Genomic DNA, 21,623 nt, shown 5'->3' on the forward strand with positions numbered 1-21,623 from the left:
CATTTCATACAAAATGAGATACATGAATAATCAGTTTTTAAATTTACCATAATTTCTCAAACAATACCAAATTCATTTTTTTTTAGTATTCTAAGATTAGAATTAAAAATTGCACTACAACGAAAGAGTTGTCCTATTTGTTGATAACTTATAGATTTAATAGAAACAATCGAACTTCCATTAGCCATCAACTTATAAATAAATGCTAATATAGATTAGGATTGTTTCCTTTTTCATAAATTTGACAAAAACTAAATCCATTGAAGAAATTCCTGTTTTTCCTTTTCTATTGCTTGGCGATATTAAGTTCAAAATCCGTTTTAGCACAAGCAACAAAAAAAATAATTGTAGAGCATTCTGATTACGCGGATGTAAATGATGTCGAGATGCCTGACGCCTTCTTACTTACTGGAAATGTACGTGTTAGCCATGACGGAATAGTTCTTACTTGCAATAAAGCCTATTATTTTCAAAAAGAAAACTATATTAAAGCTTTTGGAAATGTGCAATTGGTTCAAGGGGACACACTATTTTTAAACAGCAAATATGCCGAATATAGCGGAAATGTAAAAAAAGCATTTGCATCGGGAGCAGCATTTATGAGTTCACCCGACGCGACATTGGAAACGGATACTATTAATTTTGATAGAAATATTCAGGAAGTCTATTATAACTCTCGAGGAACCATAATAAATGACGACAATACATTACGTTCTAAATCAGGAAGGTATTATGTATCGCAAAAAAAATTCCAGTTCCTTACGGCAGTTACAATAACAAATCCACGCTATGTAATAAAATCGAATCATTTGGATTACTATAGTAACTCTGGTCACTCCTATCTTTTTGGCCCTTCTACAATCACAAGTAAGAACAACTATATCTATACCGAAAAAGGCTTTTATGATACGAAGAAAAATCTATCGCACTTTCTCAGAAAATCTTACATAAAATACGACGACAGGCTAATTGAGGGGGATAGTTTATATTATGATCGAAATAAAGAATTTGCTTCGGCTACCCGAAATGTAAAAATAACTGATTCCGTCAATCGTGCAATCGTCAAGGGACATTATGCAGAAATATACAAAAAACAAGACTCCATGTTTGTAACCAAGAGAGCTGTCGCAGTAAACTTTACCCAGAACGACTCAGTGTATATTCATGGTAAAAGACTTATGGTTACTGGCAAGGAAAACAACCGCATAATTCGCGCGTTCAATAATGTCCGTTTCTACAAAACCGATATGAGTGGGAAATGCGATTCCCTTCATTCCAGTTCAAGGACGGCAATAACAAAACTGATTGGCAATCCAATACTATGGAATGCAGAAAGCCAAATCACGGGTGATTTGATGCATTTAATAGGGAATAACGGTACAAAAAAACTCGATTCGCTAAAGGTCCTGAATAATACATTTCTCGTCTCAAAAGACACTTTAGGCACTGGATACAATCAGGTCAAAGGTCAGAATTTGTATGGTAAATTTCAAGACGGAAAACTGCATGATGTAGATATAATAAAAAACACGGAAGTAGTCTATTTTATGCGAAATGAAGCAAAAGAACTTATAGGAATTAACAAAAATGTAAGTAGTAAAATCAATCTTATTTTTGAAGAAAGTGCCATAGAAACCATAACATTTTTTAATCAAGTTGATGGCGACATATATCCGGATAAGGACTTGCCAGAAAACGCAAGAAAACTTCGGGGCCTTATGTGGCGTGGAGACGAACGCATCAAATCTAAAGACGATATCTTTTCGGATGAAGAAAACGAACTCAATGATAAAATGATTGAAGCCGGCAAGAAAGAAGATAAAAAGGAAAATACCCCTATGAAGATCAGAAAAGAAACATTGAATTACGATAAAAAAGGGAAAGCTTCAAAAAAGTAGTCAGGCATCAATTTTTGATCATCAGCTACGCACTTCCGGTTTAAAAATAGTAAACCTTCCTAATTTTATAAAACGTAAAAACGTGAACAACGATTTCATAAAATACCAAGCTCAAACCTCTCCGTACCCACTAGGAATGCAAGTTTCTCATGCGGTGGGTTCTTATATTTACGATACTAGCAATAAAAAATACTTGGACTTTGTTGCGGGAGTCTCCGCTTGCACGCTTGGTCATCAACACCCTAGGGTAAATCAGGCCATCAAGGATCAACTAGACAAATATTCGCACGTAATGGTTTACGGGGAATACTCACAAAGTCCTGCCGTAGAATACTGCAAGCTACTCGCCTCGCTCTTGCCCAAACCTTTAGACAAAACTTACTTGGTAAACTCGGGTACCGAAGCTATAGAAGGCGCTTTAAAGTTGGCACGTCGCGTTACAGGACGGAGTCAATTGATTTCTTGTCATAATGCCTATCATGGAAACACTATGGGATCTCTGAGCGTAATGGGATTCGAGGAACGGAAGCAAATTTTTCGCCCGCTGATCCCTGATGTAGAATTTATCACTTTCAATAACGAAGCCGACTTAGATAAAATAACAACTAAAACGGCAGGTATTCTGCTGGAAACTATTCAAGGAGGAGCAGGATTTATACAACCACACAACGATTTTCTTAAAAAAGTTCGTCAACGATGCACCGAAGTTGGTGCTCTTATGATTCTGGATGAGATTCAACCGGGCTTTGGCCGAACAGGGAAGCTCTTTGGTTTTCAACATTATGATGTTGTCCCGGACGTAGTTGTTATGGGAAAAGGAATGGGAGGCGGAATGCCAGTTGGCGCTTTTACAGCTTCATCTGCAATGATGGATTTGTTGAGTGATAACCCAAAGCTAGGGCATATTACTACTTTTGGAGGTCATCCTGTCATTGCGGCAGCATGTTTGGCTACCTTGAAGGAAATTACCGAAACATCCCTAATGAACAGCGCTTTAGAGAAAGAAAAACTGTTTAGATCAATTTTGGTACACCCTTTGATAGAGGTAATTCGTGGAAAAGGGTTAATGCTGGCCGCAATGACAAAAAGCGCAGCAATAACAAATGAAGTGGTATTGAAATGTCAAGGCAAAGGACTTATTTTATTTTGGTTACTTTTTGAAGGATGTGCGATAAGAATTACGCCGCCGCTGACGATTTCTGAAGAAGAAATAAGAGAAGGTTGCGCAATAATACTAGAAGTCATGGATGAAATCCTGGCGTCAAATGAAAATTAATTGATTTAAAAACAACTGCAATAAAACACCACTTCCTTTTTTGTTAATTAAATTGTTCACAACAATTCTAATTTTCTTCCACAATAACAATAAGGATGCCTACTTTTAGACAGGCCAAATTCAAAAAAAAAAGTATGCAATTAAGCAACGAAGAAGAAGACTATAACTTATCTCTTTCAAAATTTGAGTCTATGTTGAAAACCGACACAGTTCTCTTTTTTGATTCCGAAGAATTTGAAGAAATCATACTTCATTATCTCGATATGGGTAAGGCCGCATTGGCAAAAAAAGCACTTAAATTAGCATTGGATCAACACCCAAAATCAACAGGCTTAAAACTAGTGCAGGTTGAAATGCTGGTTTATGATGATAAATTGGACTTAGCGGAAAAATTACTAAATGAGTTATATGCCATCGAGCCTACGAATGAGGAAATTTTCATTCAGAAAGCAAATATCTACTCGAAGAGGGACCAACATAATAAAGCAGTTGAACTTCTAAAAACCGCGTTAGAATATACAGATGATTATGCCGATGTGTATAATTTAATCGGCATGGAGTACCTATTCATGGATAATTTCGAAATGGCTAAGCAAAGTTTTATAAAATGTTTAGAAGAAGATCTAGACGATCAATCCGCTTTATATAATGTTGTATACTGCTTTGAGTTTTTAGACCAAAACCTAGAAGCAATTATGTATTTGAACAAATACATAGACAAAAACCCCTACAGTGAAATCGGTTGGCATCAGATGGGACGTTTATATTATGGAGTGAAAGATTACGATAATGCCATCCGCGCATTTGATTACGCCACTCTTATTGATGACGAATTCCTTGGTGCTTTCATGGAAAGAGCTAAAGCGTTTGAACGCTTAAACAAATACCAAGAAGCGATTGAAAGCTACAAAAGAACCATCGAATTAGACGATGCCACCAGTTATGCTTTACTTCGAATAGGAAAATGTTACGAAAAACTGGGAAACAAAGTTTTAGCGCTAAAATATTATAATGACACCGTACACGAAGATCCGCTTTTAGATAAAGGTTGGATTGCGATTACCGACTTTCATGTCCGTCAAAAAGACTTTCAGAAAGCATTGTTTAATGTAAACAAAGCTTTGGCCATAGACAATCAAAACCGCCTATACTGGAAACGTTACGCAAGCATAAACAAACAAATGAACTTCTTCGAAGAAGCAGAATTCGGTTACAGAAAAGCAGTCGAGTTTGGTGATCATGGATTAGATACCTGGTTGTTTTGGGTAGATACACTCCAGTTTTTAGGAGAGTTTGAAAGCGCTATACAAACTTTATTACAAGCCTCCGAATATTTTCCTGAAGAAAACGAAGTGGAATACCGCTTGGCAGGCTTATATTTTATGATTCAAGACAATAAGAAAGCAAAATTTCATTTGAGTAATGCCATGCGTTTAAACTTTGACAACTATATCCTAATTGAGGATATGTTTCCTGTAGTTTGGAAAAAGAAAATGGTGCAGAATTACATCGCAAAACATACGAAAGAATAATGACTGACATTGCAAAAAAACGATATGGCTTATTGGGCAAAAACATCAGTTACTCTTTCTCAAAAGGATATTTTAGCGATAAATTCAAAAACGGAAACTTTAGCTCTTGCAGCTACGAGAATTTCGACATTCAAGAAATAGCGGCATTTACCCAAATCACAAAAGACACAGCACACCTTAAAGGACTTAATGTAACTATCCCCTATAAAGAGGCGGTAATACCCTTTTTGGACAAACTGTCAAAGAAAGCCGCCAAAATTGGCGCAGTTAACACCATCAAAGTTACAAAAAAAGGAAAATTAAAAGGCTACAATACTGATTATTATGGCTTTAAAAAATCTTTAGAACCTTTGCTGCGTTCCCATCACAAAAAAGCACTGGTTCTGGGGACCGGAGGCGCATCAAAAGGCGTTGCTTTTGCACTAGATGAATTAGGCATTTTGTATACTTTCGTATCGAGAGAAGCTAAGGAAAATACAATAACTTATGGCCAAATTAACGCTGCAAATTTTGACAATTATCAAATTATAATTAATGCATCACCAGTAGGAACAAGCCCTAACGTTGAAGCGTTTCCGCTATTACCTTATGAGCTTTTTACTGAACAGCATATAGCTTTTGATTTAATTTACAATCCAGCTGAAACACAATTCCTAAAGAAAGCCAAGGAAAAAGGAGCACAAATCAAAAACGGATTAGACATGCTTATTTTTCAGGCAGAGAAAGCATGGGAAATATGGAATAAATGAGACGAATAAGTATTTCTAAAGATCAATCAAAGCTTCCAGCCTGTTTTAAGTTGGAAGCTTTTTTTAAATTAGCCGTTACTTTATCCTATTTAGTTGTAAAAGGGGAAACACTGCGGTAAATTTGATCAAAATCTTATTTATTGATTGCTCTAACAATTTACCGTCTACTTTGATATATTATGTTTTTTTTATTAACCTAGGCACAATTGCTTGTGAAATATTTTAACACAAATAACAGCAGTAGCATTTTTTTTCTCTATTATTGCAGAGAAAAAAGATAAAGTATATAGCAAGAAATTGTTTCGAAAAAACAAGTTCTCATCTTAAAACTGCTCTAAACAAACGATTTATTTTGTAATTCCATACTCCTTTACTATCTTTCGCATTCGATTAAAGTAGAAACCTTAAACATTGAAATAATGTTAGAAGAAAAGAAAGATAACCTGCAAGAAGCAGATGGAAATTTAAAGACTGATTCCATAGAGTCAATTCAAGCAGACTCAACAATTACAGAAACATCATCAACTGCTGATACTCCAGAATCAGCAACGACTGCTACTGCTACCGACACAGATGACACAACTGTTTCTCTAGAGGAAGAAGTACTCACTACGTCTGAAGTAATTGAAAATCAAAATCAAAAAGCATTAAGCTCCATTGATGAATCAAATGCTGAAGAGGGTGAAGATGAAACCTTGAAAGAACGTCACGAAATTCCGATGCAAGATTATGACAGTTTATCATTGGAGACACTTGTAAACGAACTAGATACTTTAGTTTCTACAGGAAAGGTGATGTCGATAAAAGAGCATGTAGAAGAAATCAAGCAAGCGTTTTTAGCAAAATACAATCACTTTATCGAAGAAAAAAAAGAAGAATACCATACTGAAAATCCAGATACGACGGAAGATTTTCAATATTATTCTCCTTTAAAAACAAAATTTGATCAAATTTACTCTCATTTTAGAGATAATAAAAACACGCACTTCAAGAGTTTGCAAACTAACTTGAAAACAAATTTAGAAAACAGGTTAGCTATTGTCGAGGAGTTGAAAGATCTTATTAATCCGCAGGAAAACATCAAGGACACCCTAAAACACTTTAATGACTTAAGGGAACGATGGAAGAATGCTGGACCGATACCAAAGGACAAATACAATCACGTATGGAATAATTATCATTTCCATGTAGAGAACTTTTACGACTACTTGCATCTTGACAGAGCGGCGAGAGACTTAGACTTCAAGCACAATCTTGAGCAAAAACAAAAAATCGTTGCCCGCGTTGAAGAGTTAGTTAACGAGGATGACGTAAATAAGGCTTTCAGAGAATTACAAGATTTACACAGAATTTGGAAAGAAGACATCGGTCCCGTTTCTAGGGAAAATCGAGATCTCATCTGGAACCAATTTAGTGATTTGACAAAACAAATGCATGATAAACGCGAAGTTTTGTTTGAAAAATTAAGAGGCACTGAACTCGAAAATTTAGAGAAGAAAAAAGTAATTATTGCTGATATTGAAGTTTTAGCAACTGTGAAAGTAAATGCACATTCCCAATGGCTTCAACAAATTGAAAAAGTAGAAGCACTAAGAAGTGCGTTCTTCTCTGCTGGAAAAGTACCTTCAGACGTAAACGAAGAAACTTGGGCAGCTTTTAAATCAGCAGTTAGAAATTTTAATTCTTTTAAAAATTCTTTTTACAAAGAGATCAAAAAGGAGCAAAACGACAATTTAAGCAAGAAAAACGCTCTAGTTGCGAAAGCTCAAGAACTACAAGAAAGTACTGATTTTGCAGTGACGACTCCAATCATGAAGAGAATTCAGGACGAGTGGAAGCACATAGGACATGTCCCAAGGAAATATTCTGACAAAATCTGGAAAGAATTCAAAGATGCTTGCAATAAATATTTCGATAAACTAAAAGAGCACAAGGACGAAGACAGCGCAGAAGAAACTGCAGCATTTGACAGTAAGAAATTATACCTTGACACCCTACGTGCGTATGAATTGACAGGTGACCACAAGACAGATTTGGATGCGATAAAGCTACATATCGAAACTTGGAAAAACTTCGGAAAAGTCCCTTTCCCAAGAAGGCATATCGAAGGAAAATTTAATAAAATTCTCGACGCGCTTTTTGATAAATTGAGTTTGAGTAAAAAAGACACCGATATGATTCGTTTTGCGAATCGAATGGATAGTTTATCTGAAAATAATGATTCCAGAAAACTGGAGAACGAAAAGATTTTCATAATGCGAAAAATTGACGAGGTTCGAAACGAAATTAATCAATTGGAAAATAACATTCAATTTTTCACAAATACACGTAACGCAAAAAAAGAAAATTCAATTGTTTTAGAGGTAAGGAAAAACATAGCCATTCATAAAGAAAGTATGGATACTTGGAAAGAGAAACTTAAACAATTAAGGAGTTTAAATCAAGAGTAATAAATTTAATTTGATACATCATCGACCTCATTCTATCGCTAGAATGAGGTTTTTTTTTTTATGCAAAATAGCATAAGAGTATGATAATTATCATTTTAACTTTTCATAAATCCGATTACTTTTGAATAATGACAAATCATATCTTATGAAAAATTCGTTGCTTCAAAAATACAATGTTCCCGGACCAAGATACACAAGTTACCCTACTGTTCCTTACTGGAATGAATCCGATTTTTCATATCAAAATTGGATAGACAGCTTGAAGATGACCTTTGTAGAAAGCAATTTAAGGGAAGGAATCAGCCTGTACATCCACCTCCCTTTTTGTGAAAGCATGTGTACTTTTTGTGGTTGCAACAAACGCATCACAACTAATCATAGCGTAGAAAACCCATATATTGCAGCTGTTTTAAAAGAATGGGTCTTGTATTGTAGAATTCTAGGTGAAAAACCACAAATAAAAGAAATTCATCTAGGTGGTGGAACCCCCACTTTTTTTTCTCCTAAAAACTTGGAGGATTTAATCAATGGGATTTTTTGTTATGCCACGAAAGCCAAAGATTATGAATTCAGCTTTGAAGGCCACCCTAACAATACAACGCATGAACATTTAAAAAAACTGTATGATTTAGGTTTCAGAAGAGTCAGTTTTGGCGTGCAGGATTATTCCGAAAAAGTGCAAAAAGCAATCCATCGCCAACAACCGTTTCATAACGTGGCAAAAGTGACGTTTTGGGCCAGGGAAATTGGTTATACTTCAATTGGGCACGACATTATTTTTGGCTTACCATTCCAACAAATAGAAGATGTCATTGACACCATAGAAAAAACAAAATCATTGCAACCCGACCGACTGGCGTTTTACAGTTATGCTCATGTGCCATGGATAAAAGGAAACGGCCAGCGCGGTTTTAACGACGAAAACATACCCAAAGACGAGAATAAAAAGATATTATACCAGACAGGCAAAGAGTTATTGCTTGAAAACGGTTATCACGAAGTAGGAATGGATCATTTTGCATTGGAAACAGACAGTCTCTTTGACGCATTTAAAAAGCACCAATTGCACCGTAATTTTATGGGATACAGTTCATCAAAAACCCAATTGATGATCGGCTTGGGAGTTTCCTCCATTAGCGACAGCTGGTACAGTTTTGCGCAAAACGAAAAAAATCTAGAGGATTATTACCAAATCCTGGAATGGGACAAGCTACCCATTTTTAGGGGGCACTTACTGACAGATGAAGACTTGGTCATTCGCAGACACATCTTGAATATAATGTGTCAGTTTGAAACTTCATGGGAAAATAAGCAGAATTATTTTGAAGAACTTCCAGAAGTATTGATTCAGTTAAAAGAGATGGAAAAAGACGACCTGCTGCTGATTGATGAAAGTTCCATTCAGGTAACCGAAAATGGGAAACCATACGTTCGTAACATATGTATGGCGTTTGACCTGCATTTGAAGCGTAAAGCGCCAGAAACTGAATTGTTTTCTATGACAATCTAGTTAAATCTATTTTGAACAAACAATCATTAATTTAGACACACAAAAAGAAAACCGCAAATTCGCAAATTACAGACACTAAACTGTCAGGCTAATTTGCGAATTTGCGGTCATATTTTGAAATCCAAAAAGGGGTAACAATTCAATTATAACCTATTCCGGTTTTTCGTCCTTTGTTAAAATACTGTATAATGCATCTTTGATAAACAGCAATTTTGCTTTTAACTCATGGGCATGTTCATCAGTGACCACCTCAACATCGGTATTTACACGGTGAATTTCGTGTTCCAATTCGTGATACTCATCAAACAATGTTCTAAAATGCTGATCGCTTACTTTTAGTTCGTGTATTTTTTCCTGATAATCAGGGAATTCATGTAATAAATCGTGTCTTTCCATCTTTGTTGCTTTTATTGTTATTGTTGAAATAGTGACAATTAGTGGCAATTTGGATTTTCCTGCACAAACAAACTCATATTGGAAGGGGAAACATATGGAATCCCTAGACCTAATCCTCTTAATATGAACAGAATTCCGATTAAAATGGCTACATAAGGAATAATTTTTTGAATCCTGTTTCGAATGGGAATGGTCAAAAACGAATTGATATAGATCACGCTACTCATCATGGGAACGGTCCCCAATCCAAATAAAACCATATACAATACCCCTAAACTTTCGCTTTGCATGGCAATCGCTCCAAACAAAGCTACATAAACCATCCCACATGGCAAAATTCCATTAAGTAAACCTATAGTAAACAGTGATTTATAACTCTTATTCTTAAACTGACTTCCTAATGTTGATTTGACTTTAGAAATCAATCTAAATATTGGTTTTGAAAAATTGTATTTTGAAAATATTTTCTCCGGAATCAGGATAACGGAAATCATTGCGACCCCAATAAATATGGAAAGGTTTTGTTGTATTCCGGCCATGAAAAAACCTTTGCCTACCAAACCAAAAATGAGACCGATAGTCCCATAAGCCGTTAACCTACCCAAATGGTAAGTCAAAATCTGACTTGCTTTTTTTGCAGGGCTATTTCTGTCCACGGGCAACATCATGGCGATTGGACCACACATTCCTATGCAATGGAAACTGCTGATTAAACCGAAAATAAACGCTGTATATAGCATAAAATAAGTCGTAAAGTCAAAAAAAATTAAGACTAGCTGGGTCTGGAATTCTCGATTAACTGTCTCTAATTAATATAAAAAGTCTCCTTAGTCAAATATTCCTTTCCATCGTATTGCCACTCCATGTTAATGTCCCAGCGACCGCCTACCAAATTTGATTTAGGTATGAGCAAAGTTGGACTAGATAACGAAATTGGTATTTCGAAGTCTAATTTCTTGTTAGACGGTCTATAAAGGGACAACTTTCCTTTTATTTTATTTGCCGTAAATGCAACGGGAAAAACAACTGATATACCGCCTGCAGTATTCACTATAAGGGGTTTTTGACTTAAATCCTCCGCGTTCTGGACTCTTTCCATTTCTTCTCCAAAAACAGCATCGTGCTTGTAATATTCTTCTAGCACTAATTCGTTATCATATTTTGGATTTACCTGTACTTTGATTACAAAATATAAAATGAAACTTATAAACAATACAATTGCTATGACGATTCCGCCTCCCCAATTAATTTTCATATCTGTAGTTTAAATTCTGAAGGTATACCTTCAATGGATTATTATACTAATCAAAACTTCGCGGACTTAAGAAACTTGTCGTACTAGTTTCTATTTTTTTATCGCCGTCGTACACTTCAATTTTTAATTGAATTTTATCACTTTCCAATACGAATTGGTTTATTTCTACAAACATAGTCCCCTCGCTCATATCTCGTTTTTTTACTTTAAAATGCTGTTTTCCAACCACATTCAAAGTCCCTTTTATTCCTTCCAATTTCAAATGAATATCATTAAAATCATTGTTGGTCTTATTTATAATTTTATACGTAAAAACATTGCTTATGTTATCTCCTTTATGCTGAAACAATTGTCCTGGCAATCTTAAAATGGTAGCTTCCACTTCCGTTCTCAAAAATAGTAAGCCAATCAAAATTCCAATTAAAATTACCAATATTGAAGTATAGCCTTTCATTCTTGCAGTAAATATGAAAGGAAGTTTTTTCTTTATTTCATCTTCTGATCCATACCGGATCAATCCTTTTGGATATCCTACACTCTCCATTATCAAATCGCATTCGTCAATACATGCGGTGCAATTCACACATTCCATTTGAGTTCCGTTGCGAATATCAATTCCGGTGGGACATACATTGACGCATTGTTTACAATCGATACAATCTCCCTTTCCTTTGCTTTCCCTGTCTTCTTGCTTATTAAACTTGGCTCTGCCCGCTTCTTTTTCGCCACGAACAAAATCATAGGCGACATTGATTGATTTGTTGTCCAAAAGAACCCCTTGGAGTCTTCCGTACGGACAGGCGATAATGCAAACCTGCTCCCTGAACCAAACAAACACGAAATAGAAGACACCCGTGAAAATCGATAAGGCAATCAAAGTACTCATATGGTTCACAGGTCCCTCCTTAATCATTTGCAACAACTTATCGCTACTGATGAGATAGGCCAGAAAGACATTTGCAATACCAAAAGAGATGACTAAAAAAACTGACCATTTAATCCCTTTTTTCCTTATTTTCACTGCATTCCATTCCTGTTTTGCCAACCTTATTTGTGCACCCCTGTCTCCTTCTATCCAATATTCAATTCTGCGGAAAACCATCTCCAAAAAAATGGTTTGCGGACAGATCCAACCACAAAATATCCTACCAAAAATTACCGTAAACAATATGACAAACACCACCCCAACAATCATAAACAAAACAAACAGATAAAAGTCTTGCGGCCAAAAAGGAAATCCAAAAATATTAAATCGTCTTTCTATAATATTGAACATCATGAACTGATTGCCATTGATCTTTATAAATGGATTTGCAATCAAGATGATTAACAGAAAATAACTGACCCACTTTCTATAGTCATAGAATTTACCTGAAGGTTTTTTAGGAAATATGAATTTCCTGTTTCCTTCTTCATCGATAGTACCGATCGTATCCCTGAATGTTTCGCCTGGTAATTTTGACATTTTTTTGTTTATATACTTTAAATGTGTCTTTAGTTCATAACCGGAACATCTGTTTTCGACTTAGTTTCCTCAACCCACAGTCCACCATCCGGTGCTTTCGGATCTATTGGATTACTGCCTTTCAAAGACAGAATATAACTTGCCACTTTCTGCATTTCTTTTGGCTTAAGTGTTCCTTTCCAGGCAATCATCCCTTTACCGTCACGCCCTCCGTTTACCAGGGTATGAAAAATATTTTTAATACCACCTCCCAAAATCCAATGTTCATCCGTTAAGTTCGGTCCAATTTGCCCTCCGGCATCCGCTCTGTGGCATGCGGCGCAATTAGTGATGAAAATTTCTTTTCCTTCCGCTAAATCAGCTGGTTTCAGAAGTAATGTCACCGTTTTTTCATCCATTAAATCCGGCGCTGTTTTCATATACTCAGCAACATCGATTTTGGCTTGTGCCAATTCCTTTTTCAGTTCCATTTCTTGGTCATCACCGCTCATTAATTCGAACCTAACTAAATATACCGCAGCAAAAACAATACAACCATAGAATAAATATACCCACCATGGCGGCAAATTATTGTCCAATTCCCTGATGCCATCATAGTCGTGACTTAGCAAAATATTTGCCTCATTTTCAACAGGCTCTCTTTTGGTCAATTTCTGCATTAGCGTTTGATACCAATCACTATCCCTGAAACCCAAATTGATTTCCTCCTCTAACCTTAATTTCTGTTCTTCGGTCAGCATTTGACGAATCACATTATCAATCGCTTCTATCGTGATTTCTATAGCTATTAAAATAAATAGAAAAAAGGCCAAAACCAAGGAAACCATAGGGTATTTTATAAATGCGGCACGATCGCCCGAGTCTATAAAATACTCCATTGCACCAAAAATGATGAAGAAAATTAGCGGTACTCTGACGTAGACTGGGATTAATTTTTTCATTTTAAATATTTTGAAATTATAACTTAATTTTCGTTAAATGGAATTTGACTCAATTCATTAATCTTTTCTTTTTTATAGCACGCAACCCAGATACCAAGGCCAACAAAAAAGGAAAAGAAAATCAATAACGATAGTATCGGATAAATCTCAACTCCCGCGATAGTTTCCATGTTGTGTTTTATTTGTTCAAACATGACTTTAATTTTTACTTAGTGTCTTTTACTTTGATATCGGTTCCTAACCTTTGTATGTAGGCGATTAATGCCACAATCTCTCTCTGATGCATTGGGACAAATTCCTCGCCTTTTGCCTCCGCTTTTTTCCTGCTGTTTTCATAACTTTTCACAAAGTCAGGGTCATTATGCAGATTATCTTCAATTATTTGAGACTGTTCTTTAATCGCATTTTTTGCATTTGCCACTTCTGCATCAGTATAAGGAACCCCAAGCGCTTGCATCACTTTCATTTTAGCTTCAATATCCGAAATATCCAAAGCGCTATTATCAAACAACCACTTGTAACCGGGCATTATAGAACCCGGAGAGGTACTTTGGGGACTCCACATATGGTTGAAATGCCAATTGTCATTGTACTTGCCTCCCACTCTCAACAAATCCGGTCCTGTGCGTTTTGAACCCCATAAAAATGGATGATCATAAACAAATTCTCCCGCTTTAGATTGGGGTCCGTAACGTTCCAATTCACTTCTGAAAGGACGTACCATTTGTGAATGACAACCCAAACAACCTTCACGGATATATAAGTCCCGACCTTCCAATTCCAAAGGCGAATATGGTTTTACGCTAGCGATCGTCGGAATATTAGATTTCACCATTATCGTTGGGACAATTTGAATAACCCCGCCAATTAAGATCGCAACAGTTGCAAGAATTGTCAACTGAATCGGTTTTCTCTCTAACCAAGGGTGAAATTTTTCTCCTTTTGTTCTGCCGCTGGTGATTTTTTGCAATTCTGGCGCTTCGGCTAATTCATCTTCAATTAATGCATTTGCCCTGATCGTTTTGGTGATGTTATAAACTAGAACAAACATTCCGATAATATACAAGGTTCCTCCCGCGGCTCGCATCCAATACATTGGCATAATTTGCGTCACAGTCTCAAGGAAATTACCGTAGGTTAAAGTTCCATCAGGATTAAATTGTTTCCACATTGAAGCTTGTAAAAAACCTGCCACATACATAGGTAAGGTATAAAGTATAATTCCCAGTGTTCCAATCCAAAAGTGGAAATTCGCCAGCTTTGCCGAAAACAAAGGTCCTTTTGACATTCTTGGGACCAACCAATAGATCATCCCAAAAGCCATAAACCCATTCCAAGCCAAAGCTCCCACGTGAACGTGCGCTATAATCCAGTCCGTAAAATGCGCAATGGCATTAACGTTTTTAAGAGACAACATAGGTCCTTCAAAGGTAGCCATCCCATACCCTGTAATTGCCACAACGAAAAATTTCAAAACAGGATCAACACGAACTTTATCCCAGGCACCACGCAAAGTCAGTAGTCCATTGATCATACCTCCCCACGACGGAGCCAATAACATGATTGAAAACACAACACCCAAGTTCTGGGCCCAATTAGGCAAAGCAGAGTACAATAAGTGATGGGGACCTACCCAGATATATAAAAATATTAGTGACCAAAAGTGAACGATTGACAATCGATAAGAATATACGGGACGGTTTGCCGCTTTTGGCACAAAATAATACATCAATCCTAAAAATGGGGTGGTCAGAAAGAAAGCCACCGCATTATGTCCATACCACCACTGTACCAAAGCATCTTGAACGCCTGCATAAACAGAGTAGCTTTTTATTGCAGAAACAGGCAACGCGAGACTATTAAAAATATGTAAAACCGCTACGGTTACAAAAGTCGCCAAGTAAAACCAAATCGCCACATATAAATGGCGTTCTCTTCTTTTTAGTATAGTACCAATCATATTGATACCAAACACAACCCAAATCAATGCAATGGCAATGTCTATAGGCCATTCCAGTTCGGCATATTCTTTTGAAGAAGTATAGCCTAAAGGTAAAGAAATGGCTGCGGCAACAATTATTAATTGCCAGCCCCAAAAATTAAGGTTACTCAAAAAATCACTGTACATTCTCGCTTTCAGCAGTCTTTGCAAAGAATAATAGATTCCTGCAAACATTGCGTTTCCAACAAAGGCAAAAATAACTGCATTAGTATGCAATGGTCTTAATCTACCGAAACTCAGCCACGATATTCCGTCAGTAAGGTTCGGGAATAAAAATAATGTCGCCAATAAAAGTCCGACTGCCATTCCGACCACTCCAAAAACAATGGTAGCGTAAATGAACTTTTTAACAATTTTGTTGTCATAGTAAAACTGTTGCATTTCCATAATTAATTCTGTTTTTCTTCTGTTGTTTGTACTTCATTTTGGGGTTTGATTTCGTCATCAAAAAGCATTCTGACGGATGGGGTATAATCGTCGTCATATTGCCCGCTTCTTACCGCTACTATAAATGCGATAAAAAAAGCAACAGCCACGAAAATACTGATGGATATTAATAAATAAATAACACTCATACCTCTAATTTGTGAGCGCAAAGTTAACTTGCTACTTATACTAAAAATATGACATTTATCATACTTCCGTTTTTTGTTAAATTTATTATAAAATCACTTCAGCCTTTTTGCATAATAATTACTCATCACCGTCACGAAGCTCACGATAGTAATGGTACTTAAAGGCATTATTATGGCCGCAACTAAAGGCCTTAAATTCCCTGTGATCGCAAATGACAATCCCACCACATTGTAAAGCAGTGATAATGCAAAACTCATCTTAATGGTAGTCATCGCTTTTTTCGAAAGCTTCAAGAAATAATGCAGTTTTTGAAATTCGTTGGCTTCCAGAATAGCGTCACAGGCTGGTGAAAAAACATTTACGTTTTCCGAAATCGAAATCCCGATATTGCTTTGCGCCAATGCGCCAGCATCATTCAACCCGTCCCCCACCATCATGACGTTCTTACCTTCTTCCTGCAATTTCCTGATGAATTCGAGTTTCTGTTCCGGCTTCTGGTTAAATACCAGTTCGGTTCCTTTGGGCAAAACATTCTCTAAAGTGGTTTTCTCCCCTTCATTGTCTCCAGACAAAACTTTGATCTTGTAATCGGCCTTTAAACTCTTAAAAAGACTCTCCAAACCCTCTCTGTATTGATTGTTGAATACATATTTCCCGTAATAAACCCCTTCAATTTTAATATGAACCGATGTTTGCATCGTGGCCCTTTCTTCTGATTTTTCAAGAAAAAAAGCGGAACCGACTTTAATATGTTTTCCGTCAATCGCTCCCTGAATTCCTTTACCGGAAATTTCCTCAAAATTGGCGGTTTTCATTCTTTTTCCGTCTGGCAGGAAGTCATAAAGCATTCTGCTTAAAGGATGATTTGAAGCCCGAAGCAAATTTTTGACAAGAATTGAATTCTCGCCGGAAAGCGGTGTGCCCTCATAGGAAATACTTGATTTCTTATTGGTGGTTATGGTTCCCGTTTTATCGAAAACTATCGTGTCCACTTTCGACAATTGTTCGATGACCAAAGCATTCTTCAGGTAAAACTTTTGTTTACCCAAAATGCGTAACACATTACCCATAGTGAACGGCGCTGTTAAAGCCAAGGCACAGGGACAGGCCACGATTAATACCGATGTAAAAACATTGAAAGCGGTAATTGTGTCAATAAAAATCCAATACCCGAATGAAGCAAAAGCAATCAACAATAAAATTGGAGTAAAAAAATGGCTGATTGTATCGGTGATGTTTTTGTGTTGTTGTTCCACGTCCTTTTGAAAAACATCATTACTCCACAACTGCGTTAAGTAACTTTGCGAAACAGAATGCAAGACTTCCATATCTATAACTTTCCCTACTTGCTTTCCTCCCGCAAATATTTTATCTCCTGAATTCTTGGTTATTGGAATCGCTTCACCGGTCACAAAACTGTAGTCAATGGTAGCGCTTTCACTAATTAAAATCCCGTCAACCGGTATCAACTCCTGATTCCTGATGAGCAATCGATCCCCTTTTTGAATATCGTAAACGGGAACACTCTCTTCTGATGCATCTGCATTGATTCTGGTAACGGCTATAGGGAAATAGGATTTAAAATCCCTTTCGAAGCTCAGGAAACTATAGGTCTTAATCTGAAACATTTTACCCAATAACATAAAGAAAATCAAACCCGTCAAACTATCAAAGAATCCGGACCCGTAATCAAAAGCGATATCTATCGTACTTCTGACAAACATTACAATAATTCCCAATGCGATTGGAATATCAATATTCAGCATTCCCGATCTGATACTCTTATAGGCGGAAACGTAATAGCCGTTAGCCGAATAAAAGAACGCCGGCAATGAGATAACAAAAATCAACCACCTGAAGAAAGGTTTGTAAGTGTCCAACCAATATTCGTTGACTTCAAAATATTCAGGAAAGGAAAGCAACATAATATTTCCAAAACAAAAGAAAGCCACACCCAATTTATACGTTAGGCTTCGATCTACATTATTTGTTCCCGTTTCATAATTTTCCAGACTGATATAGGGTTCGTACCCAATAGAGCTTAACCGATAAACTATGGTTTGGAGCGAAACCACTTCCGGGTTGTATGTAATCCTGACTTTTTTATCCGGAAAATTCACTTGTGAAGCGCTTATTCCTTTTTGAAGACGATGTATATTTTCCAGAATCCAAATACACGAGCTACAATGAATATGAGGAATGCTAAGTGAAATAATAGCAGTTGTATCTTCTTGAAATTCCAATAGTTTCGAAATAATACTTTCATTGTCTAAAAAATTATATTTACCATTTGTCTTTTGCGGAGTCGCTCCAGGGGATTTTTCGAAATCATAGTAGCAGGCCAAATTATTCAGACTGAAAATTTCGTAAACGGTTTTACAGCCGTTACAGCAAAAAACCCTTTCGTCAAAAACAATCTCCTCTACTTTAATTATATCCAAACCACAATGGAAACAGTTTTGTGTATCCATAATTTTGCTCTTTTTACCTGAGACAAAGGTGCTAAACGAATGTTAATTAAAATATGATATATGTCATATAAAAGCGTAATTTTACATGACTAACAAACACTTTTCAAGATGAGTAAATGCGAACAATGTATCGTTAGAGAGTTCAGTTCCCTGAAAGCACTCAACAAAAACGAGCTGCTGAAACTTGCCGATTGCAAAACAACGCGTAACATTAAAAAGGGCGAAGTGATTTTTGAAGAAGGAGAGAATGTAAACGGAATATTCTGCATTAAACAAGGCATTTGCAAACTCACAAAATTAAGCCCTAACGGAAAGGATCATATCGTTAAACTCGTTTCAAAAGGAGAATTGTTAGGTCAACGTTCCTTAATAAGTGAAGAAGCGGTAAATCTAAGCGCCGTCGCCCTTGAAGACATGGAAGTATGTTTTATTCCCAAAACCGAGGTAATGGGTTTCTTTGACAAAAACAACCAGTTTTCCATGAATGTAATGAAAACCATTTGCGGCGATCTGAAAGAATCCGATGGTCACACAGTTGACATGGCCCAAAAATCCGTCAAAGAAAGATTAGCAGAAACACTGCTGTATTTGCATGGCACTTTTGGCATAAATGCGGACAATTCATTAAAGGTCCAACTTTCGAGGGACGAATTAGCTAGCATGATTGGCACGGCAACTGAGAGCTGTATTCGATTGCTATCCGATTTTAATAAATCAGGACTGATTACGTTACTAGGAAAGAAAATAACACTTACAGACATCAGTAAGTTGAAAAAGATAGCAGAATAGTTATCGTTATTATCGCTATTGCTTCTTATTCATCACAAAATAATAAACTGGGATCCCCAGTACTACAATAAATAATCCTAGCCCAGTATTTAAGGTGTCATATATCAACAATGTAATGCAAATTGCAGATGTGACTAAAATGTAGAGCGCCGGCACAAACGGGTACCCAAAAGCTCTATACGGTCTATCTGCATTAGGTTCCTTTTTTCTTAGGATAAAAACACCTAGAATCGTTAAAATATAGAACAGCAATGATGCAAAAGTTGCATAAGTTAACAAGTCTCCAAACTTACCGGAAACACATAATACGCAAGCCCAAATACACTGAACCCATAATGCTTTTGCTGGGACCCGGTTCCTGTTCAGTTCAGTAGCTTGCTTAAAAAACAAGTTGTCTTTAGCCATGGCATAAAATAACCTTCCACCTGAAAGAATTAAACCACTATTACAGCCAAAGGTCGAAACCATTATTAACCCAGCCATAACGAATGCTCCCACATTTCCCAGAATCATATTTGCAGCTGCGGCTCCTACTCTATCGTTACTAGCAAACATAATTCCGTTACTAGCTATGTCATTCGCATTGGGTGTCCCTTGAATGGGTAACAAAGCTAAATAGGCAATATTTGCAAGTAAATAAATAATAGTGACAATTACAGTTCCCAAAAATAAGCTACGTGGAATATTCTTTTTAGGTTCTTTTATTTCTCCAGCAATAAAAGTAACATTATTCCAAGCATCACTAGAGAACAAGGAGTTAATTATGGTGGCCCCAGCAGCTCCTAAAAGCGCCATGCCGGCCAGTTTTGTCACAGTAACTGTTCCATCAGCTGCTACAACTGTTCTGCTGGCATCCCACATATGGGTAAAGTTGTTTGATAGAACATCAGTATGCAAACCAACGTATATCCCCAAAATTATAAGTGCAAAAAGCGCAAAAAGCTTAGCCGCAGTTAATACCAATTGAACCGTTTTTCCGCTTTCTACTCCTTTTGTATTGATATAGGTTAGCACAACTATACTCAAAATAGCTAAAACTTTTTGATATGAAAAAACAAAGCCAGATTCCCATTTAAAAAGGGAAGTATCTAATATAGGAAAAAAGATAGCCGCATAATTAGCAAATGTAACTGCGATTGCAGCAATAACTCCTGTTTGTATCACCGTAAAAACGGTCCATCCATAAAGAAAGGAAACTAACCTTCCATAAGAACGCTGAATGTAAACAAATTGCCCACCTGCTTTGGGCATCATCCCAGCCAATTCTCCATAACTCAATGCCGCGGCGACCGTAATCAGTCCTGTTACCAACCAGATAACTAACAACCAAGCTGCAGAACCAATGTCTCTAGCCATGGCCGAGGTAACTATAAAAATTCCGGATCCTATCATGGAACCTGCAACTAAACTCGTGGCATCAATTAATCCTAGAGAACGTTTTAACTCGGTTTTATTTTCTGACATTAAACTGTATAATTCTAAATGTTTTTTTCTAGCTTTTCGCCAAAAGTACATTATTTGTAGGGAAATAACTTAGCTTCCTTTAAAAATTGAGGTCACTAACAATTGCAGACTCTGAATATTATTTCTTTGAAGATTACTTGCAACCTTCCTACAAACTATCTATTTTTGGAATAGGATCCACATTCCTTATTTTGATATTTTTTTGACTTATTGTTTAATCTAAAGAGAATTGTAGAACAGCTCAACTGTACTAAATTTGTAAACTTTAGATCTTGCTGATTATGCTAATTGATTCTACTGATAATATTTATTTATCACAAATTCTACCTGATCAACCGTCAAAGTAATTAAATAGTTCTGCAGTTTGAAGTTCTATGGCGATTTATTTATACTCAACCCTACATGAATACTTTTTATATATCAGATCAAGCTCTTAGAATACTTAATCAAAATAGATATTATAAATTAAATATCTCAGATGCAAAACCAACCAATTGCTATAACAATATTCTAATTATAGATAAAAATCAAAATTAAAATGAAGACTCACAAAACAAAAAACAGCAGAAAGCTCTTGCTTCCTGCTGTTTAACAATTAAATTATGATCATCCCTAATTTTTTTAAGACTAAAATATAGCTGTTCTGATAAGTAATATTTTTGACTATCTCACTTCAATAAAATTAAAATTACCCTAAGTATGATTTTGTTTACAACAGTCAAATATATTTTTTCGTCGAATATTTACACATCTCATACTGAAAGAAGAAGTGTAATGTATTGACCCCTTAAATAATCGGACACAATTATAAATCAAAAACTATAATTTTGTACGATGGAAAAACGAAAA

The 21,623-nt window shown here is 36.3% G+C and carries 17 protein-coding genes; 7 read left to right on the plus strand and 10 right to left on the minus strand.

Annotated elements, in window-relative coordinates:
• Positions 1-260: 260 nt before the first annotated feature.
• The 6 genes from ACEN2H_RS13240 to hemN all read left to right on the plus strand — a co-directional run bounded on the left by ACEN2H_RS13240 (position 261) and on the right by hemN (position 9,415).
• Positions 261-1,898: an OstA-like protein gene (locus tag ACEN2H_RS13240; protein ID WP_441733122.1), complete on the plus strand. Its 1,638-nt coding sequence runs from the start codon at positions 261-263 to the stop codon at positions 1,896-1,898.
• Positions 1,899-1,980: 82 nt separating this feature from the next.
• On the plus strand, positions 1,981-3,174 hold the full coding sequence (locus ACEN2H_RS13245) for an aspartate aminotransferase family protein (RefSeq protein WP_441733124.1): 1,194 nt from the start codon (positions 1,981-1,983) through the stop codon (positions 3,172-3,174).
• 134 nt (positions 3,175-3,308) lie between these two features.
• Positions 3,309-4,706, plus strand: a complete 1,398-nt coding sequence (locus ACEN2H_RS13250; protein ID WP_441733125.1) for a tetratricopeptide repeat protein — start codon at positions 3,309-3,311, stop codon at positions 4,704-4,706.
• The gene (locus ACEN2H_RS13255; RefSeq protein WP_441733127.1) at positions 4,706-5,455 is read left to right on the plus strand and encodes a shikimate dehydrogenase family protein; all 750 of its coding nucleotides are present in this window, start codon (positions 4,706-4,708) and stop codon (positions 5,453-5,455) included. Before ACEN2H_RS13250 ends, ACEN2H_RS13255 begins: the two co-directional genes overlap by 1 nt.
• A gap of 419 nt (positions 5,456-5,874) precedes the next feature.
• Positions 5,875-7,905 (plus strand): DUF349 domain-containing protein, encoded by a 2,031-nt coding sequence (locus ACEN2H_RS13260; RefSeq protein WP_441733129.1) that lies wholly within the window; start codon positions 5,875-5,877, stop codon positions 7,903-7,905.
• Between the two features lie 145 nt (positions 7,906-8,050).
• Positions 8,051-9,415 (plus strand): oxygen-independent coproporphyrinogen III oxidase, encoded by a 1,365-nt coding sequence (hemN, locus tag ACEN2H_RS13265; protein ID WP_441733131.1) that lies wholly within the window; start codon positions 8,051-8,053, stop codon positions 9,413-9,415.
• Positions 9,416-9,565: 150 nt separating this feature from the next.
• Here hemN and ACEN2H_RS13270 read toward each other — a convergent pair whose 3' ends face one another.
• The 9 genes from ACEN2H_RS13270 to ACEN2H_RS13310 form a co-directional block, all read right to left on the minus strand.
• Entirely contained in the window at positions 9,566-9,811 is a 246-nt protein-coding gene (locus ACEN2H_RS13270) for a YdcH family protein (protein WP_441733133.1), read from the minus strand.
• Between the two features lie 38 nt (positions 9,812-9,849).
• A complete protein-coding gene (locus tag ACEN2H_RS13275) occupies positions 9,850-10,551 on the minus strand; it encodes a sulfite exporter TauE/SafE family protein (RefSeq protein ID WP_441733135.1) in 702 nt (233 codons plus the stop codon).
• A 65-nt stretch (positions 10,552-10,616) separates the two neighbouring features.
• Complete coding sequence (locus tag ACEN2H_RS13280; protein WP_441733137.1) at positions 10,617-11,066, minus strand: FixH family protein; 450 nt, start codon at positions 11,064-11,066, stop codon at positions 10,617-10,619.
• 46 nt (positions 11,067-11,112) lie between these two features.
• The gene (gene ccoG, locus ACEN2H_RS13285) at positions 11,113-12,531 is read right to left on the minus strand and encodes a cytochrome c oxidase accessory protein CcoG (protein WP_441733139.1); all 1,419 of its coding nucleotides are present in this window, start codon (positions 12,529-12,531) and stop codon (positions 11,113-11,115) included.
• A 29-nt stretch (positions 12,532-12,560) separates the two neighbouring features.
• The gene (locus ACEN2H_RS13290) at positions 12,561-13,472 is read right to left on the minus strand and encodes a cbb3-type cytochrome c oxidase N-terminal domain-containing protein (RefSeq protein WP_441733141.1); all 912 of its coding nucleotides are present in this window, start codon (positions 13,470-13,472) and stop codon (positions 12,561-12,563) included.
• Between the two features lie 23 nt (positions 13,473-13,495).
• Complete coding sequence (locus tag ACEN2H_RS13295; protein WP_441733143.1) at positions 13,496-13,666, minus strand: CcoQ/FixQ family Cbb3-type cytochrome c oxidase assembly chaperone; 171 nt, start codon at positions 13,664-13,666, stop codon at positions 13,496-13,498.
• A gap of 11 nt (positions 13,667-13,677) precedes the next feature.
• On the minus strand, positions 13,678-15,861 hold the full coding sequence (ccoN, locus tag ACEN2H_RS13300) for a cytochrome-c oxidase, cbb3-type subunit I (RefSeq protein WP_441733144.1): 2,184 nt from the start codon (positions 15,859-15,861) through the stop codon (positions 13,678-13,680).
• 2 nt (positions 15,862-15,863) lie between these two features.
• Entirely contained in the window at positions 15,864-16,049 is a 186-nt protein-coding gene (gene ccoS / locus ACEN2H_RS13305) for a cbb3-type cytochrome oxidase assembly protein CcoS (protein ID WP_441733146.1), read from the minus strand.
• 93 nt (positions 16,050-16,142) lie between these two features.
• Complete coding sequence (locus ACEN2H_RS13310; RefSeq protein ID WP_441733148.1) at positions 16,143-18,521, minus strand: heavy metal translocating P-type ATPase; 2,379 nt, start codon at positions 18,519-18,521, stop codon at positions 16,143-16,145.
• 108 nt (positions 18,522-18,629) lie between these two features.
• On the opposite strand from ACEN2H_RS13310, the gene ACEN2H_RS13315 reads away from it, so the two are divergent.
• A complete protein-coding gene (locus tag ACEN2H_RS13315) occupies positions 18,630-19,310 on the plus strand; it encodes a Crp/Fnr family transcriptional regulator (RefSeq protein WP_441733150.1) in 681 nt (226 codons plus the stop codon).
• A gap of 15 nt (positions 19,311-19,325) precedes the next feature.
• Here the strand turns inward: ACEN2H_RS13315 and ACEN2H_RS13320 are convergent, their stop codons facing one another.
• Complete coding sequence (locus ACEN2H_RS13320; RefSeq protein ID WP_441733152.1) at positions 19,326-20,774, minus strand: APC family permease; 1,449 nt, start codon at positions 20,772-20,774, stop codon at positions 19,326-19,328.
• Positions 20,775-21,623: the final 849 nt, after the last annotated feature.

The organism is Flavobacterium sp. W22_SRS_FP1 (assembly GCF_052113685.1).
GTDB lineage: Bacteria > Bacteroidota > Bacteroidia > Flavobacteriales > Flavobacteriaceae > Flavobacterium.

Coding starts and splice junctions, on each gene's coding strand:
- ACEN2H_RS13250 (WP_441733125.1), top strand. CDS start 3,309: ATGCAATTAAGCAACGAAGAAGAAGACTATAACTTATCTCTTTCAAAA.
- ACEN2H_RS13255 (WP_441733127.1), top strand. CDS start 4,706: ATGACTGACATTGCAAAAAAACGATATGGCTTATTGGGCAAAAACATC.
- ACEN2H_RS13260 (WP_441733129.1), top strand. CDS start 5,875: ATGTTAGAAGAAAAGAAAGATAACCTGCAAGAAGCAGATGGAAATTTA.
- hemN (WP_441733131.1), top strand. CDS start 8,051: ATGAAAAATTCGTTGCTTCAAAAATACAATGTTCCCGGACCAAGATAC.
- ACEN2H_RS13270 (WP_441733133.1), bottom strand. CDS start 9,811: ATGGAAAGACACGATTTATTACATGAATTCCCTGATTATCAGGAAAAA.
- ACEN2H_RS13275 (WP_441733135.1), bottom strand. CDS start 10,551: ATGCTATATACAGCGTTTATTTTCGGTTTAATCAGCAGTTTCCATTGC.
- ACEN2H_RS13280 (WP_441733137.1), bottom strand. CDS start 11,066: ATGAAAATTAATTGGGGAGGCGGAATCGTCATAGCAATTGTATTGTTT.
- ccoG (WP_441733139.1), bottom strand. CDS start 12,531: ATGTCAAAATTACCAGGCGAAACATTCAGGGATACGATCGGTACTATC.
- ACEN2H_RS13290 (WP_441733141.1), bottom strand. CDS start 13,472: ATGAAAAAATTAATCCCAGTCTACGTCAGAGTACCGCTAATTTTCTTC.
- ACEN2H_RS13295 (WP_441733143.1), bottom strand. CDS start 13,666: ATGTTTGAACAAATAAAACACAACATGGAAACTATCGCGGGAGTTGAG.
- ccoN (WP_441733144.1), bottom strand. CDS start 15,861: ATGGAAATGCAACAGTTTTACTATGACAACAAAATTGTTAAAAAGTTC.
- ccoS (WP_441733146.1), bottom strand. CDS start 16,049: ATGAGTGTTATTTATTTATTAATATCCATCAGTATTTTCGTGGCTGTT.
- ACEN2H_RS13310 (WP_441733148.1), bottom strand. CDS start 18,521: ATGGATACACAAAACTGTTTCCATTGTGGTTTGGATATAATTAAAGTA.
- ACEN2H_RS13315 (WP_441733150.1), top strand. CDS start 18,630: ATGAGTAAATGCGAACAATGTATCGTTAGAGAGTTCAGTTCCCTGAAA.
- ACEN2H_RS13320 (WP_441733152.1), bottom strand. CDS start 20,774: ATGTCAGAAAATAAAACCGAGTTAAAACGTTCTCTAGGATTAATTGAT.